Source organism: Pseudoalteromonas sp. MMG007 (assembly GCF_018100985.1).
In the GTDB taxonomy this organism is placed as follows: Bacteria; Pseudomonadota; Gammaproteobacteria; order Enterobacterales; family Alteromonadaceae; genus Pseudoalteromonas.
Genome location: NZ_JAGJEI010000007.1, coordinates 22,342 through 40,432, shown reverse-complemented (window position 1 = coordinate 40,432; position 18,091 = coordinate 22,342). Strand labels below are relative to the sequence as shown.

Below are 18,091 nucleotides of genomic sequence, written 5' to 3'. Positions count from 1 at the left end.
ACGTCGGTATGTGGCGCAGCTTGGTAGCGCACTGTCATGGGGTGGCAGGGGTCGAGAGTTCGAATCTCTCCATACCGACCATTTAACTACTTTTAATTTCAATTAGTTATAAATAAACCTCACTTCTTTATCGCACGATTAAATTAGCCTTTCTAAATATTTATCGCACATTTATCGCACGCTTTTTAATCTGATTTATTTTCTACTTTATGATTCTGATTGGGGGGGATATATAGGAATAGAGCTAATGGCACCATAAAAATTCAGTAATTTAAACTACCTTCTACGTCTAATAAGATAAAAAATACATCCTAAAAGGATGAAAATAAAAAATATAAATATGTAAAATGAATAGATTGAACCAAAGAATAGCTTTTCCGTAATAAATATAACTAACAAGATACATGCCCCCATAATAGCAAATCCAGCGCTACTTTCTGATGGCTTGATACCTAACCAGTTAATAAATGAAGGCAAGCAAATAAGAAAAATATAAGCTGCTACCATACCAGCTATAACTAATGGCCAATGAGTTAAAGCAATCTCATCTAAATTATCAGATACTAAAAAGTGATAAAATAAATTAATAACTGTAAAAACCAAAGCGGGCGCAATAAACCCAATCACCGGAAAAAGTAATAGATTTTTAGCATACCAAAAAACTTTACTTCTATAGATATCAGCTTTAGCTTCATGCTTAATTAAAGCAACACTTAGAAAAAACGTGTAGCCAATTGTTCCCATTAATAGATAATCAAACCCCAATAAAGCCTCAAATAAGTGTATGTACTTCTCACCTTCATAACTTGAATAGCTTCCAGCAGCAGTTACAGATAAGAAAAATATTGCAATCAAACACCCTTGTATTAATGTAAGCAATTCACGTTTTATGTAAAAAAGTAGGTCAAAGTTGTCCTTCATCTCTATATCCATTTAAATAAACCTTTTTATTTTAACTATCAAAGGACACTATAAGTTTTCATTTCAAATAAGCAAAACTATTTAAGATTACTCCAATACCTTTTGACTGTTGTTAGGCTCAGGCCTGATCTAAAAACAACTTCCTTTTGAGTTGGTTTTTTCCCTGTTTCTTTGGTTATTTCCTTAACTGTTTTCTTAACAAGCTGCTGTGAATTACTTCGCTTTTTAACCGCAGTCTCTGTAGCTGCTTTTTTTTGCCTTTCCTTGATTTCAGCCTTTGATAATTTAGCTTTAGGTTTTGTATTTAAATATTCAGGACTCAAGCCAAGTAGATCCTCCATGTAATCAGCTAATGTTTCTTTTTTGTATTTGTAGTGGGTAGTTTTTGCTGTTTTAGTCAAGTTAATCAATTCTTCCATTGATAAACCAATTAACTCATCGTTTATTTTTGTTAGCTTTTCAAATGCAGTGTTTTTATTCAGGTGCTGAAAAGCAACAAACAAAATGAATGCGGCTTTGTCCCGTTTACCCTTTGGCACAGCTCCTTGCTTATAAAAATGATTTTGAATCGTGTTGATACACTTTAACCACCACTCTTTAATATTATGTCCGTAACGCCTTGGCGTTTTTGAATTACCCCTTTTAGCTTGAGGCTTAAATGGTAGTTCAATTACGCGCTTTTCCTCTTGCTTTAGTTTTAGCTCATTATAAAACTTTCCCAGATTCAGATAATTAATCAACTCATCAAATTTATACTTAAAACCACCACCAAAATACCTTGCTTGCATTCCGGTTCTTCCGTGTACTGAACCAGGTATTCGTAAATTTCCATAGGCTCGTTTTGAAGCCATTTTATCGACAAACCATAAACCATCTTTACTAATTAATTGCTCGACAAGCGTATTAGCTATTTTCTTCCAGAGCTCTTTATTCACACTATTTGCATCGACGGGATCATATATCCAATATAAATGAAGCCCACCAGAGCCAGAGCACACATAACCGGTAGGTGGCGGCAACAAACTAGCCTCAACTTGTTTTAGCACCTCTTTAATCACTCTTTTCTCTACGCTACGTACAATTGGTACATCAAGTTTTTCTGTAATATCTATATCGAGCCAGTTTGCTCTGAACAGGGCTAAGCCCTTCTCTCGAGGCCAATTAAAAAATTCATTTGGACTAAAATAGATATTCACTGCCTCACTCTCACGATTCAATATTCCTTGTACGAATCGACTTGTTTTACACTTAAAAGTTTTTAAATCTGTAACTCTTTTAGACTTACTATTCCCTAACAGAAAAGTTTTGGTTTTAGATTCATGATTATGGCTAAATAAGCTCCTTACATATTTAGGTGAATGAAAATCTACCAATTCAAAAAAGTCTTTTGGATAGGCAATAGCGTACTCTGGCCACGACAAAGGTGGCCTTTCTATTAAGGCAAGCATATAATTTGAAGATGCAAAGTGCGGTTGGGGTGTGGCCGGTCAAGCTGCCCCTTTCGCCTTTATTACATCTTCACTCCTTCAAATCGAGCAAGCCATTGCTCAACTGTTTCGCGTTTAAATAAGCGAACTCGTCCCAATTTAATTGAAGGTGGTGCTAAACGCTGTACTTGATATAGATTGGCATCTTTTCCAGACTCAATAGCCTTACGCTGGGCGCTAAGACGATTATTAATTGTGCCTGTAGATAGGTGTAAAAGCTCTGATAGCTCTTTAATTGATAAGATTTCTGATGATGGCATGTTCGCTCTCCAATACGTAAATGAAAGCGAAGGGCGTTATGGATGCGCAAGACATCACCACGTTAAAGTGGTTTCATAAGTTTCCTCGTTACGTATTGAAGGCAGCCTGAAGGCGCCTGTTTTTAATGTCACCTAAGTGACTCCCTTCGCAGGAACGCACTTAATGTGCGTACAAATGAATATAAATGATGAAACGTGAACTTTCAAGGGCTGTTTTAGAGGATAGCTTTACCTCTAAAGCTTTTTTATCCTTTAACTATTAACTTGCTGTCCCTCACCTACCAATTTAAACCAATATTCTAATGCTGCTAGCTTAATACTTTGATCCTCATGCTCCCAAATTAACTTTTCGAGGAACGCCAAAGCGATGTACTTTTCAAGTCGAGTTTCAGTTAACCCCTCCGTAAGTTTTCTAAGCCGACTATTTGACACTTTTCTAGTTCTGCTGCTGGCTGTCGTTTCTGACTCACTGTGTATAGAGCTATGATGATTCATTTTATTCTCTTTTCCTTTTAACTATGGCTTGCCTGTTTCTATAAAACAGGACTGCGAAAAATATAACTATGCTAATGATGAGTATATTACTCACTATCAATGGACCCATATAAACTTCCCAATCGCTTATAATCTGGGTTCTTATTGAGTATATGCCATTGGTTAAACTTCATAAAACCAAGCCCTTTTAAACTGAGGCATCATGAGCAAATGCCTCCTCTTTTAAAAGGGGCTACGCCCCCCGCTATGTCGAAGCGATAAATCGCTCGCTTCATAGCGGGGGGCTTGGTTTTGCATGTCTTATGCGCAGGTTTTTATTTGCAGATTGCACAGAATCAATTTTAACGCTAACCTAATACTGAAATAGCCTATTAGGCATTTACTAAAAACGGCGCTGTTCAGCTGCCGACAACACGTAGTGAGGACCCTCACTCATATCAATTTAATAGTCATGTCTCACGCCACATTTAAGGCGTAATGTCGGCGCTTTCTGCTGCCGTTTTTCACGTAAAGAGGAAATACATTAAGGCGAGATCGGTCCGAGCCTTTCGCATGTGCGAAAAACAGGGGCGAATAGGCTTCAGTGTCGCTGAGTAACTAAGTTGCCAGTTAATCTTACAACCTTGGAGATAGACATGACTTTTGATCTGAATAAAGAAATCGAACAATTAAATGAGCTAAAAAAGCTACGTACTAAAAAACGGCATAAACCTTCAAAGCTTGACAAATACCAACACCAGCTTAGGAAGTTTTATGAAAATGGGACTACAAAATCTGACCTTCAACTTTGGCTAGCTAAACGAGGGGTGAAAGTGCATTGGACAACTGTAAAACGATGGATTGATAAGAATGCCTAAATTTGCTAAAGCTGAAACGCAAGCTAAAAACGTTATCAAAGGACTAACTAAAACAAAGCGTATAAAGTCTCTAGGTACTGCCAGAAACTATATGCAGTCACTTAAGACGGTTGCTAGCTGGGCAAAAGATATCGGGATTAATGGCATTCAGGCGATGAGTTTAGAGCAAGCACGCATGTATCTCGATTACAGAGCTGAAATTGTTGGTCAAAAAACCTTAGATATGGAACGCCAAGCAATACAAGCGATGATGCAATTCAATGGCAAATTACAACCAAAACAGACTCTTTACCGAGTAAAGTCGTTATTAGAAGAAATCAAACGTTCGCGTGCATACACACCTGAACAAGCTCAGGCGATCTCTCGACGACAAACTGTTAAACACGAACTAGCAACACAACTTGCTTACGCCGCAGGCTTAAGAGCCCATGAACTATTAACACTTTCTAAAGCAAGTGAAAGACCGCCAAATAACCGCCCAGCCCTAGATTCGAAATGGCAGGGCCGAAGTGGTGAGCTATACACTGTAGCAGGTAAAGGCGGCTTGATACGCCATGTATTAATACCAAACCATCTTGTTGATCAATTAGAAGCTAAAAAGCTCAAGCAACCTATCACAGTCACCGATAGAGAAATTAACTATTTGCAGCATTATGATATCGGTGGTGGTAAAAAATGGTCTGATTCTTTTTCTAAGGCCTCTAACCGCACCCTACTATTTTCAACTGGCGCACACGGCCTGAGGCACAGCTATGCTCAAGAAAGAATGGTTGAGCTTCATGCACTAGGTTTTAAATATAAAACGGCCTTAGAGGCCGTTTCACAAGAGATGGGGCATTTTAGGCCGGAAATTACAGTTGTATATCTAACCTAAACTAATTCATATTTCAGGTGTAAAGATAACTAACAAGAAGTCTTTTTCTTACCATTTTCTATTATTAGGTCAAATAGCTCATAAACATTTGTACTGGGGTTCTGTTCTATCTCTTCGATTCCTACTTGTTGATGGTTCTGTCTAAGTTTTATAGAGCGAGCTTTAGCTTCTTCATAGTCACCGGCTAAGTCCAACTCGAAAGGGCAGACAACCTTACTATTATTACTATCATAACTTTTCATTAACGGTTCTAATTTTTTCTGCATTTCCTTTCGGTGTATATCAGCAGATTGCATTTTATAATGTAAATATGGCCAAAGCTCAAAACAAGGGTTCGAAAAAGCAACTCGTACATCATTAGCTCGTGCTTTATCAAATGCAGCTGCGACATTAGGATGTTCATCTCTATCAAAAACTCCCCAAACTTGAAAGTTTTTATCTAAAGGGTCATCGCTTTTCTTAGCTAGTTTGTTCAATTTTTTTACTTTTTCAGAACAAGCGTCGACTAGCGTCATTGGAACTCCAGCAGCTCTAACGCACTCAACGAAAACAAGCCCATTACCATGGAGTTTACTAAATCCATTAATAAAATCAGGCTCTGTGTTTTTCCCTTCACAGAATGCGACTATCTTAATCTTTGGTTGAATAGAGCCTGCCTTACGTTTTATGCTCCTAGCTTGTCTAAAGTTCCTACCCATTACTCCCCCATAGATTTTCAAAACTGTCGATCAACCCTAGGAAAGGAATTGCACCGAAACGACCGTCTAAATAGCCATTACGTACATTAGATTTATTTGGTATTGCGTAGTCAGATAGTGGGGCTAATTTAGTACTGCCATTTCCGCATTTTTCAGTAAGCCATATCTCATCTTTTCTAAAACCTGAGTAACTCAAAAGTTGAGTTTCATGTGTTGTGAAAATAAGTTGAGCGCCCTTTGAGTTTATCTTACTGCAATTAAATAACTCAACAACTTTCAAGGATAATAGAGTATGTAGACTAGACTCGAGTTCATCGACTATGAAGACTCCCCCATTCCTTAAAATAAGAAAAACTGATGCTAAAAGTGAAATAAGAGATCTTGTTCCTAAGCTTTCATCACCATATTTAAAGTTAACGATAGCTCCTTCACTATTCTTCCTAGAAATACTTAAATTATATTCAACAGATTCATCGTTATCACCGAGCTTAAATTCAATGCTTTCGTTAGTATTAAGAAGTGAAATAAAAGCTTGTCTTAACCCTTCCTTTAACTCTTTTTGCTCATCTTCTAATTTATGCTTTTTGACATCTAAAGATACAGCCCCAATATCAATTAACGATAAAAAGTTTCCAATATCCTTTTTTAAATCATTTTCAAGTATCTTTTTGGCTATTGAGTTTTCATTATTTCCATTTCTGAATCGAAAGTTATAGCAGTCATCAAAATATTCAAAAACCTCTCTGGCTGTATCATGGTTACTTTTAGCAGCTGTAGATAAAAATAATGTACTCGAAGAAGTGATTTCAGATATAGCTACATTTTTACCCTTAAACTCTTTACTAAAGTAATACTCTTCATCAGCCTCTGCATCGCGATGAAAGAGTACAGTTCGAGACATTCTTTTCTTATATGAAAATAAATAAAGCCATTCGCTTTGAACTATACCTTCCTTAACTAAATAGCCATAATGGTAATGTTTACCGTTAAGATAAAAATCAATATCAAATCCAGTATCAATATTCTCAAACTCCGTATCCAACTTAAATTTCGGAATAGATACGTCAGAGAAATCACGCTTAGTATTCAGGCGAATACTATTAACGAAAAAGGCTAATGCAGAAAGTATATTTGTCTTACCTGCTCCATTTGCACCGTATATGGCCGTAATAGGTAAAACTCCTTCTCGTATACCATCTGGGTGAAATACGTTATGTTGCTCAATCTCCTTGATATTTGTCGCAGTCATTAAAAGCTCTTGGTAATCACTAATTGACTTAAAGTTACTACAACCAAAGCGAAGTATCATATTTAGACCCTCCAGGGTTCCCATAATAGCGTTTTTTGGGCATTTACCCCAAAAAACTAAGTTACAGCGTTTAATGAGTTCATAGTAATTGCTTTGGCTTCTTAATGGAAGCACTACTTATATGCAGATGTTTATACTTTTAGGAAACGTTCAGTTTTGATAGAGTTTCTTTCCCCAAGTATTCAACACATCTACTCTTTTAATCATATATTCCTGCAAGTTATAAACCCCCTGCACACCTTGCAATTGATGGTTGAGAATTTTTTCAATCACTATGGGATCAGCTCCAATATCTGCATCACCTAACCGAGTGGCTACGGTTCTTCTTAAATCGTGAGGTACAAACTTTGGTACTCCAAGTTGCTCTAACTTCCGACTTATAGATCGTGACAGTGAGTGCCTGTCAATCGGTTGTTCACCTGGGCCTGATTTATTGGTTGCTGTACTCGGGAATACATATTTAGAATTGAGGTAGCCAAATGCTGCACGAAGTTCATCAAGCAAAATTACCATATTTTGAGTAATCGGGACTTTATGGGTTCTCTCGCCATTTTTATTTTGCTTAACGCGCTCGGCAGGGATTGTCCATATCATCTTATCAAAATCAAACTCTTGCCACTGTGCGCCTGTGACTTCTATTGGCCTACAACCAGTTAAAGTAATACACTTCAGTGCGTATATAACTTGTTGGCTTATACCTAGCTTCGGTAGGCGCTCAAATACTTGAACAACCTCTTCAAATTCGAGCGCTCTGGTTCGCGACTTTTCTAGGCCACCCACGCTTTTCTTTTTCACTGTGCTGATGGGATTACCTTGTATTAAATCTCGCTCAACACCAAAATTAAACATTTGTTTTAGAATGGATAGTGTTTTATTCGCCTGCGTTTTAGCACCTCTATCTGTTATTGGATCAAGCACCTTTTCGAAAATTTCACGGCGGGTTATTTCTTTAAGTTTGTAATTACCAATAAAGGGCAAAATGTCTTTATCAAACATTCTAATAACAGGCTTTACATCTTTACGGTTAGCTTTAATATCTCTTTCAATAAACTCATTAGCAAGCACAGCAATTGTCGGTAAAGCGCTTTCTTGCTTTTCAATCTGCGCTGCTTTCTTATTTTGTAAAAAAACATCAATACCACGCGATACATCACCAATATATTGCTTAGCAAGCTGCCTGGCCTCACTCACTGTTATTACCGATGAGCTGCCTAGGGCTAACCTTCTTTCTCTTGAACCTCGGCCTCCAAGGCGGTAATACAGATAATATACTTGTGAGCGTTTACCCTCCTTATTTGGCCTTCCAACATTGAGATAAAAACCGGAGATCTCAGTGTCATTGATTTTGGTAATTTCCAAGGGAATATTTTTGAGTATCGATTCAGTTAATTTTACTTTAATTGACGCCATTTTTCGCACACCTAGAGTTAACCCAAAACTTTTGTCGCACATTTATCGCACGAGCTGATTTTAGTTCACTAAACTTCACGTTCATTCACTAGGTATAATTTAAAAGCACAATCCTTTCAATAGCAATGAGTTACAATAACTTTGAACACTTCACGATAGGACACGTTAAGCCACTTTTGTACACTAAAGAACACAGGTAATTTTTATGGGGTGGCAGGGGGCGATAGTTCGAATCTCTCCATACCGACCAATTAAATCCTTAAAGTAACTATTCCAAATTTCTCATATTTAATGCAGTAATAACTAATTTTCTCTCCAATAAAATGATATTTTAAACTGAAATCTCCCTTAGTTTGCATTTAAATACGAAAAAGCGCCTTTAGCGCTTTAAAAATTTATAACTTATCTGAATTCAGATTAATAAATTTAGTGCTTTCGCCCTACGCCGTTACGCACCATGTCTTTGCCATTATCAAAAACATCTTTAGTAACACTGCGAGCTAATAAAAGTTGCTGACGGTCGTCAAATACAGCGACAAAGTGGCTGCCATCTTTATTGTTTGTAGCCATTCCTACGCCTGCAACGCCTGTTAAACCTAAACCGCCATTTTCTACAGCGAGTAAAAAAACTTCAAGGTCTGCTAAGTTATCTATCATGTCGTGTTCGTTATTCATAAAAGCTCTTTGTTAGTCGTGCTTATTAAAGGGATAAGCATATAATTTAATATAGTCATATTTTATAGGGCACTTAAGCAAACTTAAACCCTTTGCTTTGAATGCAGCGCCTATATATTTTAAAACATACTAAGTGCTAAATTTAAGTTACTTATTGCACAGCCAAATTCTTTTGCATTTACGCGATAATAGGTTGTATTTTCAGTACTACTAAAACCAATTAAAAACTCATCTTGTTGGGCTACCGTGCTTTGCTCTTGGCTTAAGCACATTGCTTGTGTGAGTGAGCGTAATTTTGAGTCATACAAAATACCGCCAAAACGTTGCACTGGCAGCGGAGGAATTTTTATACTTGGCAGTGATTGATTCACAGTGCGCTCACTTAAGCTAAATTTATTATTTTTAATATCTATTACGCTACCAGCTGGCCAGTAAGAATAGTTGTAAATCGTTTTAGTACCTTGCGTTTTACCTTGAGTGTTTGTTGTTAAGTGCACCACTCCACCACTGCCTAATACGGTTATTAAATTACTCCCAGGTGATTTAATAGCCACCAAAGCGGTATTTTCATCAATACCAAAGCCTTGCTGTAATTGCTCATCACTTTTGGCTTTTGTGCTTGCTTTACTTAGCAGTGTTGCAAGCCTAAGCGTTCTGTTTTGCTCACTAAATTGGCTATCGAGCAGCCCATAATTAAAACTACCTAAGCCGCCAGCTGTGGTATAAGTAAGCTGTTGCTGCTTAGTGGCTTTGTCACCTCGCAGCGCCCCAAGGCTTGAGCCGCCTGTAACAATTGCAGTATTTAAATTACTTTTAGCGGCTGCACTTTGTACTAAGCTGCCAGCCCCTTCACCTACAATTACAGGGCGAGATTGCAGTGCTTGTGTCCAAGGGTATGGGTTATTGTTTTGATCGAATAATACTTTACGAGTAAGGCTTACATCGCCATCGTTAAACATAACGCCTGTACTATTTTTTATAAGGCTAGTTAATGCGTGTACGCCACCTTTACACAGTGCCATTTCAATTTTTGTTTGCTCAGGGTAAACAACGTCTCGGTTATAAACGCCCATTTCGCTTTGCCTAAGTGCAGGTAGACTATTACAGCTATTTGTTGTAATTGCTTTGACTAACGCAGGGGTAAGCGCTAACCACTGAGTGTTGATATTTGTTGAATCAAAAAGAGCTGTAGAACGATTAGCTGTACTGTATGGGTCTTTGCTAGATGCTGTAACTACAAGCATGCTTGGATTGGGGTTATTTACTTTTAAGCTGCCCGATATAAACTGCAAAATATTGTTAGTACTGTTTTGAGCATTTAATGCGGTGTTAACCTGTACTTTGTCAGCTTTAAATTCCTCTAGCATATCAATCACAAAGTTATACTCTTGTTTTGATAAACTATTTAGCCCTTCGTTGTTTATATCGCGCCATTGCCATAATAAATCACTTTTTGAGAGTGACTTAGTGCTTTTATTAAGCATTTTAGTTAATGACTGTACTGCAGCGCTTTTATTGTTTGTATTATTAGTTGGCCAATTTAAATTTATTTGTTTTATTTTAGCCTTCGTTACTTTAAACCAACTGTGTTGCTTGCCTTTAATTTGCTGACTATTTATGCAGTTTTTAGCGTTACTGCTGTTACACACATCCAATGTACTGCCTACTAAAATGAGTGTTTGGCTTTGCTCTTGCGCAACTGTATTTAATGATAAAAAAGCAGGGAGTAAAGTAAATAAAAGGCGTGTTCGCATATTTGATAAAAACAAAGTACGCATAAAATTCTCTATAGTGTTACTAGTAATATTTATTTAGTTTATCAGTATGCTAACGTTGGCTAAATACCTATTTAAAAGAAGAGTTCTAGTATTTTTGATTTTCATTTAGGTAATAAAAAACTAAGCAAGTTAAAACAATTAGTTTATTGACCAAATGCAATATTTAAAATAGCGTGGATTTTTTATTATGACGAAAGTGAAATATGGACTTTTCTAATGAGGAGCTAGATTTTCTATCTAGGGTATTTAAACCAATTGAAAAACTACGCCTCTGATGTATATGTATTACTTATGTTAAGGTAAGTACTCTTAAAACCATAAGGATATGACAATGCCAGGTGCTTTTGCCCATATAACGGCGGCTAATATTGCAACCGAAACGAATTCTCTCACAAACATCGATATTCCTAACAAAGCTAAGCTAATTTTGACTCAGCGCCAAGCCTATGTTGAGCTTGGCTGTGTAGCCCCCGACTACCCTTATTTAGCAATAGCGCAAGCCTCGCAAAATGCATGGGCCGATTTAATGCATTACGAGCGCACAGGCGATTTGATAAAAGTAATGGTTGAGTATTGTAAAACATTAAACGGCGAGGCATTTGAAAAGTGTTTTGCATGGCTGTGTGGTTATATGGCACATGTTGCAGCCGATATTACAATTCACCCCGTTGTTGAGTTAAAGGTAGGCCCGTATGAGCAAAATAAAACCGCGCACAGAACCTGCGAAATGAATCAAGATGCCTATATATGGCAACGCTTAAATTTAGGTGAAATTGGCTACGCCGATCGAATAAAACATAACATGGGGTCGTGTACTGACTCCTTGGGAAATTTTGATCCTGACATAATAAATATATGGCAGCATGCGCTAACAAGCATTCACCCTAATTATAATAACAAACATGCACCAAACTTTAATACATGGCATACAGGTTTTCAGACTGTGGTGAATAATGTAGAAGAAAGCTACCGCTTGTTTGCATTTGCAAGGCACGTTGCTGCCGATAAGGGCTTATTTTACCCTCGCCCTGATGAAATAGACCCAACTTATATTGAGCAATTAAATACGCCTAAAAATCTTATGCATTACGATGCTATTTTTGATTTTGCGGTAAAAAATATTCAGCATTACATAAGCATTATTACTAACGCTGTATTTTTAGATACCGACCTAAACGCTATTAAAAATTGGAATCTAGACACAGGTTACGACGATCAAAATAACTTAACCGCATGGAATTAATAATATGAAACACTCACTTTTAGCCACATTATTAATTTTGGCAATGGGATGCACGACTTCATCGCAAAACAAAAGCCCTGAGCTAATGAGCGACCTCGCCTCACAATTAAAAGATATAGCTACTGCGGTGGATGGCACATTAAAATTTAGTGATACAAAATTTGAGTCAACCGATGCCCTGTTAATGGCCGCTATAAATAACGATTTAAGCAAGCTTGCACCTTTTGACACATATACACTTATCGTTGACGTTCAAAAAAATAATGCGGTATTACTTTTGTGTGATAAAAACTCAGCCTTAATTGAAGATGTAGGCTGTACAGCGCAATCAGACATACAGCATTGGCAGGCTAAAAAAGCGCAAAAATGCGAGGTTACTGCAAATGCTCAAAAGCTTTGTAACTGAGCATTTAAATAACCTGAACTCTGGTTAAGAGATTTACTAACGTATTTTATCATAATGATATTTAAGTTTATTTTCTCTAGGCAGAGAGTTTCAGTGAAAACAAGGCGAATTTACAGGTCAATAGCTGCGAGAGATAGATTTATTATCCAGAGCTCAGGTTAAATACTAAACACCATTTAATAAAATTTATATTAAATGGTGTTTGACTCTTTAGGCCTAGCATGGCTGAACATTAACCCTTCGCGATTAATATGCGTCTCTAATTTTTTAGCCGGCATTGGTTTGGCAAAGTAAAAACCCTGAAATTCTTTACATCCCATTTGTGCCATTATGGCGACTTGCTCTGGTGTTTCTATGCCCTCAGCGACACATTTAATATCTAGCTCTTCACACATAACGTGCACCGCTTTTACTAAGCTCTTTTGCCTTGAAGAGGTAGTTACTTGACTAATTAAAGAACGGTCTAGTTTTAACTTATTTATTGGGTACTCCGCAAGACGCGCTATATTAGAATAACCAACACCAAAATCATCCACCGAAATAATAAAACCCCACGACTGCAGTGTATTCATTAGCTCTAATGAGTGCGCCTGGTTTGCCTCTAATGATGTTTCGGTCAGCTCTAACTCTATTTGGTGGGGCTTTATATTAAAATCAGCTAAGTATTTCACTAGCTTCGACATGAAGTCGGCTTGGCTAAAATCAAGCAGTGAAATATTAATTGCCACTGGTACAGTGGGTAACCCTTTTTGACTCCAATCGGCTATTTGCGAACATACTTTTTGAATAATTAGATCAGTTAATCGGCTAACCATTGCGTACTCTTCAGCGATAGGAATAAACACACTTGGCGATACAACACCAAGTATAGGGCTATCCCAACGAGCAAGTGCCTCTAAGCCGATACACTCGCCACTTGCAGTTACTTTAGGCTGATAATGTACATTCAAGTCGCCTTGTAAAAGTGCTTCGTCGAGGAGCATTGATATTTCATACTTTTCTAAAAAAGCCTGTGAAAGCTTTTCATCATAGCCACTTAAAGGCTCGCTTTTATTAGCATGTTTAAGTGCACTACTTGCATTAGTAAGTACCTCAGCACTGTTTTGCCCATGCTGCGGGTAACATGCATAACCAAACATAAAATTTTGCTGGCAGCGCTCATTGTTAATTTTGTATGTTTCGTCGAGCGTATGCTTAATACTTGGTAAAATTTTAGCTTTTAACTCTTCATGTGATTGAGTACCAATAATAAGAGCAAGCTTACCTGCGCCAATATGTGCACACAAAAAAGGCCCCTCTGGCATTATTTTTAAACGTTTGTATGCATTAATTAAAAGTGCCTGAGAGTCTTGCTGCGCAAGTTTTAATTTTAAATATTCACTATTAGCTGTTTGCGTAACAACAATATAAAAGCCGCGTTGATATTTAGTAATTAAGCGATCACATTGCATTTCGAACCAATGTTTATTAGGGAGCTTTGTTTGTGGGTTGCGGTATTTTAGCCGTTTGTTTTCTTGCTCCATATTGGCTAAATTTTGCTTAATTATTTGCTCTTGAGTACAGTCATAAAATTCAAACACCCGATAATTTTTATTCATGGCTAGTGAGTAATTAGCCCTTAAAAATCGTCTTTTATGCTGTAGAACCTGGCTCATATTATTTGTTTTAAGGTTTAGCTCAGGAACTAACGACGTTATATTAATGCCCTTACTTATCTGCTTTTTATTGACAGCAAACAAATTGTCGGCGCACCTATTGGCATCGGTAATATTAAAATGTTCATCAACAATAATTTTAGCTTTATCTGACTCGGTAAAAAATGTTTTGTATAACTCGTTTTTATCTATTAATAGTGAGTTGGCCACACTCATCGACTTATTTAATCGCTTTGCAGCGACGATTGTCCTGGCCACTGCTAACGGAATACAGATATTAAAAAATAAGAATATAAGCCCGGTTATATACAAATTTGCGCTTGGGAGCTGCTGAGCTATACCCGTAACACTTGATAGGTCTATATTATTAATAATCATATAAAACGGGACTGTATTTAGTACGGCGTAAACTATGGCCGTTCGGTTACCAATTAGCATCAGTGCAATTATGGGACAGGAATACATAAACATAGAGCCCACTTTAGCAAGCTCCAGATCGGTTAAAAATAAGTTCATACAAAGACTGGAAATTACAATCGCAGCTAACAAAGCATGCGCACTTTGCTTATAAAAACGCTTGCTGGCTAAGACTAAACCGGCAGAAATAGTTAAAAAGCTAAAGGTAAGTACTACTATGTGAAGTAGGTCAAGCTCTACAGCCGTTGTGAATGTATGCCACGCTACGCCAAAGCATAGCAACATCACTAAGGTGGAAATAATACGCAATGCGCTAACCCGCCAATGAGTAACCTCATTGTCATGGGTATAGTGATCAGACAGCAAAAAGTACTTATTAAGAAAATGCATAATTAATAAAAAGTAAAAGCTCAATAGTTAATTAAACATTTTAAAATCGTTAAAATCAAACAAATACGATGCATTACTAACTTTAAGTTCGATTAATTAGAAAATGCATTATTTTTTACTTTTCGGGTATTTTTACAGTTGTGCTCTTTTAAAGCATATCCGCTGCATCCTAAAAACTCACCATGCTTTGACTGAAGTAAGCGCATTTCGCGTCCACATTTTTCACAAATAGGTTGGCGTGCTTGGCACTCATGGTTTGTACATTGGGAATGTGTAGCTTGATCAACCGATGGACTTTTACAGCTTTTACATACTCTAAAGTTGGTCTTACACAGCTGAGTATTAGTGCAGCTAAAGTCGTCGCCGTATTTACCCGATTTAGGTGTAACTAATCCATCACTTCACGTTACACATTGTCTTTGCTGCAATTGCGATTTTTTGAAAAGATCAGATGCTATATGAATGGGGTAGTCGTCGTTAATGAGCTCTTTAACAAACGCTGAGCAAGCGTAAGGATCAGCAATTAAGTAACTTTTATGCTTTGCGCGCGTAATACCTACATATAGTAATCGGCGCTCTTGTGAATGAGTAAAGCTATCTTGCTTTGGTAATAACGACTCCACCAGCAAATTATTTTGGTTATCACTTGGAAACCCTAACTTACCTTGCTCAAAACCAATAATAATACAGTAATCGGCCTCGAGTCCCTTTGCGCTGTGCAGCGTCCAAAAATAAAGTGGGTTAGTGTGTTTTTTACCTTTTAAATGCTGTTGAACACCGTTTAGCATGTATCGATATCGGCTAAGTATGGCAATACTGGCTGAGGCGTCATTTTTTTCGATGGTACGTATTGTTTGCTGTACTTTTATCTCGATTGATTTAGTCCCTTGGTATAAGTCGTCGAGTAAAATAACTTGCGGTGCAATTACTTGAGTGTGGGTAATAATGTGTTTTTTATATTGCTCTGGGTTTTGCATTACAAAGCGCCCTGCCACATCACTTATGCTGTTGTTATACCTAAATGTTTTTTGTAGCATAGTAAGAGAATGGTTACCTACAAGCTCGTTAAATTGTGTTGTTAGCGCTAAATTACCACCCGAGAACCTATAAATAGCCTGCCAGTCATCGCCCACAGCTGTAAAGCGTATCCCATTGCCGTGTTTAATAATTGCATTTAAAAACGCCATCCGCGCGCTTGATATATCCTGAAACTCATCAACTAAAATATGGCTCCATGAAACATTAAAATCCCCATTTTTTACAGCCTTAGTTGCTTGAATAATCATATCGTCAAAATCAATACTATTGTGAGTGCTTAGTTCATTTACATACGCATCGTGAATTTGCATTAAAAAGGCCGCATATTGCTTATAGTTTTTAATACCGCTTTGCTTTATTCGCTGCTCTATTTGCTGGTGAGATAATTGCTCTACCCTAATGGCTTGCAAACATTTTATGTATTTATCAACCCCTTGTTGTAATTGCCCAGAGTTATTTAAGGTATGAAATATTTTGTCACTACTCAAAGGCACAAGCTCAACATTATGGTGCTTTAGTTGTTTAGCTAAGGTTTGTTCAAGCTTTCCCTCAAGCCAGTTATAGTGAAAGGTTTCAAGTAACGTAGTACCATTTTGCTTATGTAGTTTACGTTTAAACGCTATTTGCTCAATATAGTGTTTTTTATCTATGTCGGCACGCGTATTACCACGTCTATCAATTTCAAAATGATCTAAATATAAATTGTATTGCGAAATGTAAAAACTTGGTTGGTATCTGCTTTGCAGCTGCAAAGTATTATTAGGCTGGTAAGTCGCTTCATACCTATGCGGTACAGAGTGTAAATGCAACCAATTAGAAATTAACAGTTCTTGGTAACCTTTAACTTTATGACCCGCTAAGCTGCTATATTCATTGCCGCGCACGTATCGCTCATACTCTGCATTATTATTAAAGCTAAATATATCTATAGGCTCGTGCAGCAAATCTACAAATGTTTTTAAAAATTTAGGGTCTGCTTGTAGTTTTTTGCTCACCCACTGGGTAAGCCAACCATTTAATAATATTGGATCGGTTGCAAATTTTGACAGTTCAACCGATTTTTTTGCACTTTGTAATAACTTTAGACCCAAACCATGAAACGTTAAAATTGTCGGTGTTTTACAGGGTAATTTTGCCTGTACCGCGCGTTTAATAAAGCGCTCTTTAAGTTCGTTAGCAGCGCTTTTGTTGTACGCTAACACTAAAATTTGCTCAGGTTTTGCAATGTCACTGGTTATTAAATTTAATGCTTTTGCCACCATGACAGATGTTTTACCTGTACCCGCAGCGGCTAACACTAGGTTTTTATCGTTATCGCGTATTACCGCTAAACGCTGCTCTGTAGTGAGTGGATTAGATTCTATTTTATTAAAAAAATCATTTCTAAGAGTCAGTTGTTTTTGCTCATATTTTTGGCGCAGTAATGCCACTGCTTGAGCATTATTAGGCGTGCTACTAAGTATATTTAAAAATTTAATACTGGCGGGTGATAAATGCTCAAGCCATGTATTTTTACTTTTATTGTAATGACCACATAGCATAAATACATTGTTTTTGAGTGTATTTAGGGAGCTATCACGTAAGAATTCATCTAAAGCATAACGCTTTAATACTGCTTTAGCGTTGTTAACCTTTTGTTCAAGCAACTGCGAAAACTGATTGTTAATTGCAGAGTTTAGGACGTGAGCTTGCGCTTTATTTAAAAAGCTAATGGATGTGTTGCGATCGTCGCTTAAGATTATTTTAGCACTAAATACGCGGTTACTTACTACGGCAAAATTATAGAAGTCTTTAATTAAAAAGCGGCGTGTTTGCGCATGTTTAAAGTGCACTACTAGTTCTGTTTGCTCAATACTTACGTATTTAATGCGGGTAAAAAAACGGCCTAGCCAACTCGGTGTAGCGATATACTGCGCCATAATACTCAATATCAATACATGCTTTGGTTTAATTGTAACATATTCTTTTGATTGCATTTAGCGTTGTAAACTTGGCTTTAATACGTTAATAAAACGCTAAGATTCTATTTAGATCTATTATTTAAATTTTTTATTACACCCGTTAACAAATTTAAACATTTATAGATAGTTAGATATGCAATAATACAAACTCACAATTAAATTACAGCTAATTAACCTATTGTTACGTTTAAAGCTAATACTATTAAAGGAGCTAATT

15 protein-coding genes and 1 tRNA gene are annotated in these 18,091 nt (G+C 37.0%); 5 read left to right on the top strand and 11 right to left on the bottom strand.

Annotation, left to right across the window (positions count from 1 at the left end; genetic code table 11):
- Nucleotides 1-4: 4 nt before the first annotated feature.
- Nucleotides 5-81 (top strand) — tRNA-Pro (locus J8L71_RS10210).
- A gap of 195 nt (nt 82-276) precedes the next feature.
- Here J8L71_RS10210 and J8L71_RS10205 read toward each other — a convergent pair.
- From J8L71_RS10205 to J8L71_RS10195, 3 genes are all read right to left on the bottom strand, one after another.
- Entirely contained in the window at nt 277-933 is a 657-nt protein-coding gene (locus J8L71_RS10205) for a hypothetical protein (protein WP_211000455.1), read from the bottom strand.
- A gap of 65 nt (nt 934-998) precedes the next feature.
- Complete coding sequence (locus tag J8L71_RS10200; protein WP_211000454.1) at nt 999-2,342, bottom strand: hypothetical protein; 1,344 nt, start codon at nt 2,340-2,342, stop codon at nt 999-1,001.
- A gap of 89 nt (nt 2,343-2,431) precedes the next feature.
- Complete coding sequence (locus J8L71_RS10195; RefSeq protein WP_004587264.1) at nt 2,432-2,668, bottom strand: helix-turn-helix domain-containing protein; 237 nt, start codon at nt 2,666-2,668, stop codon at nt 2,432-2,434.
- Nucleotides 2,669-3,798: 1,130 nt separating this feature from the next.
- Between J8L71_RS10195 and J8L71_RS10190 the strand changes: the two genes are divergently transcribed.
- Together J8L71_RS10190 and J8L71_RS10185 are read left to right on the top strand one after the other, a co-directional pair.
- On the top strand, nt 3,799-4,020 hold the full coding sequence (locus J8L71_RS10190) for a hypothetical protein (RefSeq protein ID WP_182702478.1): 222 nt from the start codon (nt 3,799-3,801) through the stop codon (nt 4,018-4,020).
- Nucleotides 4,013-4,894, top strand: a complete 882-nt coding sequence (locus J8L71_RS10185; protein WP_211000453.1) for a site-specific integrase — start codon at nt 4,013-4,015, stop codon at nt 4,892-4,894. The genes J8L71_RS10190 and J8L71_RS10185 overlap by 8 nt, the downstream gene beginning before the upstream one ends.
- 29 nt (nt 4,895-4,923) lie before the next feature.
- Here the strand turns inward: J8L71_RS10185 and J8L71_RS10180 are convergent, their stop codons facing one another.
- The 5 genes from J8L71_RS10180 to J8L71_RS10160 all read right to left on the bottom strand — a co-directional run bounded on the left by J8L71_RS10180 (nt 4,924) and on the right by J8L71_RS10160 (nt 10,764).
- Nucleotides 4,924-5,592, bottom strand: a complete 669-nt coding sequence (locus J8L71_RS10180; protein ID WP_211000452.1) for an RloB family protein — start codon at nt 5,590-5,592, stop codon at nt 4,924-4,926.
- A complete protein-coding gene (locus tag J8L71_RS10175) occupies nt 5,585-6,841 on the bottom strand; it encodes an ATP-binding protein (RefSeq protein WP_211000451.1) in 1,257 nt (418 codons plus the stop codon). The genes J8L71_RS10180 and J8L71_RS10175 overlap by 8 nt, the downstream gene beginning before the upstream one ends.
- Before the next feature lie 210 nt (nt 6,842-7,051).
- A complete protein-coding gene (locus tag J8L71_RS10170) occupies nt 7,052-8,311 on the bottom strand; it encodes a tyrosine-type recombinase/integrase (RefSeq protein ID WP_211000450.1) in 1,260 nt (419 codons plus the stop codon).
- A 426-nt stretch (nt 8,312-8,737) separates the two neighbouring features.
- Entirely contained in the window at nt 8,738-8,986 is a 249-nt protein-coding gene (locus tag J8L71_RS10165) for a hypothetical protein (RefSeq protein WP_211000449.1), read from the bottom strand.
- A 119-nt stretch (nt 8,987-9,105) separates the two neighbouring features.
- Nucleotides 9,106-10,764 carry a cyanophycinase gene (locus J8L71_RS10160; RefSeq protein WP_211000448.1) on the bottom strand — a complete coding sequence of 553 codons (1,659 nt, stop codon included), beginning with the start codon at nt 10,762-10,764 and terminating at the stop codon, nt 9,106-9,108.
- A gap of 331 nt (nt 10,765-11,095) precedes the next feature.
- On the opposite strand from J8L71_RS10160, the gene J8L71_RS10155 reads away from it, so the two are divergent.
- Nucleotides 11,096-12,007 carry a zinc dependent phospholipase C family protein gene (locus J8L71_RS10155; protein ID WP_211000447.1) on the top strand — a complete coding sequence of 304 codons (912 nt, stop codon included), beginning with the start codon at nt 11,096-11,098 and terminating at the stop codon, nt 12,005-12,007.
- A gap of 4 nt (nt 12,008-12,011) precedes the next feature.
- Complete coding sequence (locus tag J8L71_RS10150; RefSeq protein WP_211000446.1) at nt 12,012-12,413, top strand: hypothetical protein; 402 nt, start codon at nt 12,012-12,014, stop codon at nt 12,411-12,413.
- Nucleotides 12,414-12,604: 191 nt separating this feature from the next.
- On the opposite strand, the gene J8L71_RS10145 is transcribed toward J8L71_RS10150, so the two are convergent.
- From J8L71_RS10145 to J8L71_RS10135, 3 genes are all read right to left on the bottom strand, one after another.
- Nucleotides 12,605-14,875: a GGDEF domain-containing phosphodiesterase gene (locus tag J8L71_RS10145; RefSeq protein ID WP_211000445.1), complete on the bottom strand. Its 2,271-nt coding sequence runs from the start codon at nt 14,873-14,875 to the stop codon at nt 12,605-12,607.
- Between the two features lie 92 nt (nt 14,876-14,967).
- On the bottom strand, nt 14,968-15,081 hold the full coding sequence (locus J8L71_RS10140; protein ID WP_211000444.1) for a hypothetical protein: 114 nt from the start codon (nt 15,079-15,081) through the stop codon (nt 14,968-14,970).
- Nucleotides 15,082-15,276: 195 nt separating this feature from the next.
- Complete coding sequence (locus J8L71_RS10135) at nt 15,277-17,832, bottom strand: UvrD-helicase domain-containing protein (RefSeq protein ID WP_211000443.1); 2,556 nt, start codon at nt 17,830-17,832, stop codon at nt 15,277-15,279.
- Between the last annotated feature and the right edge of the window lie 259 nt (nt 17,833-18,091).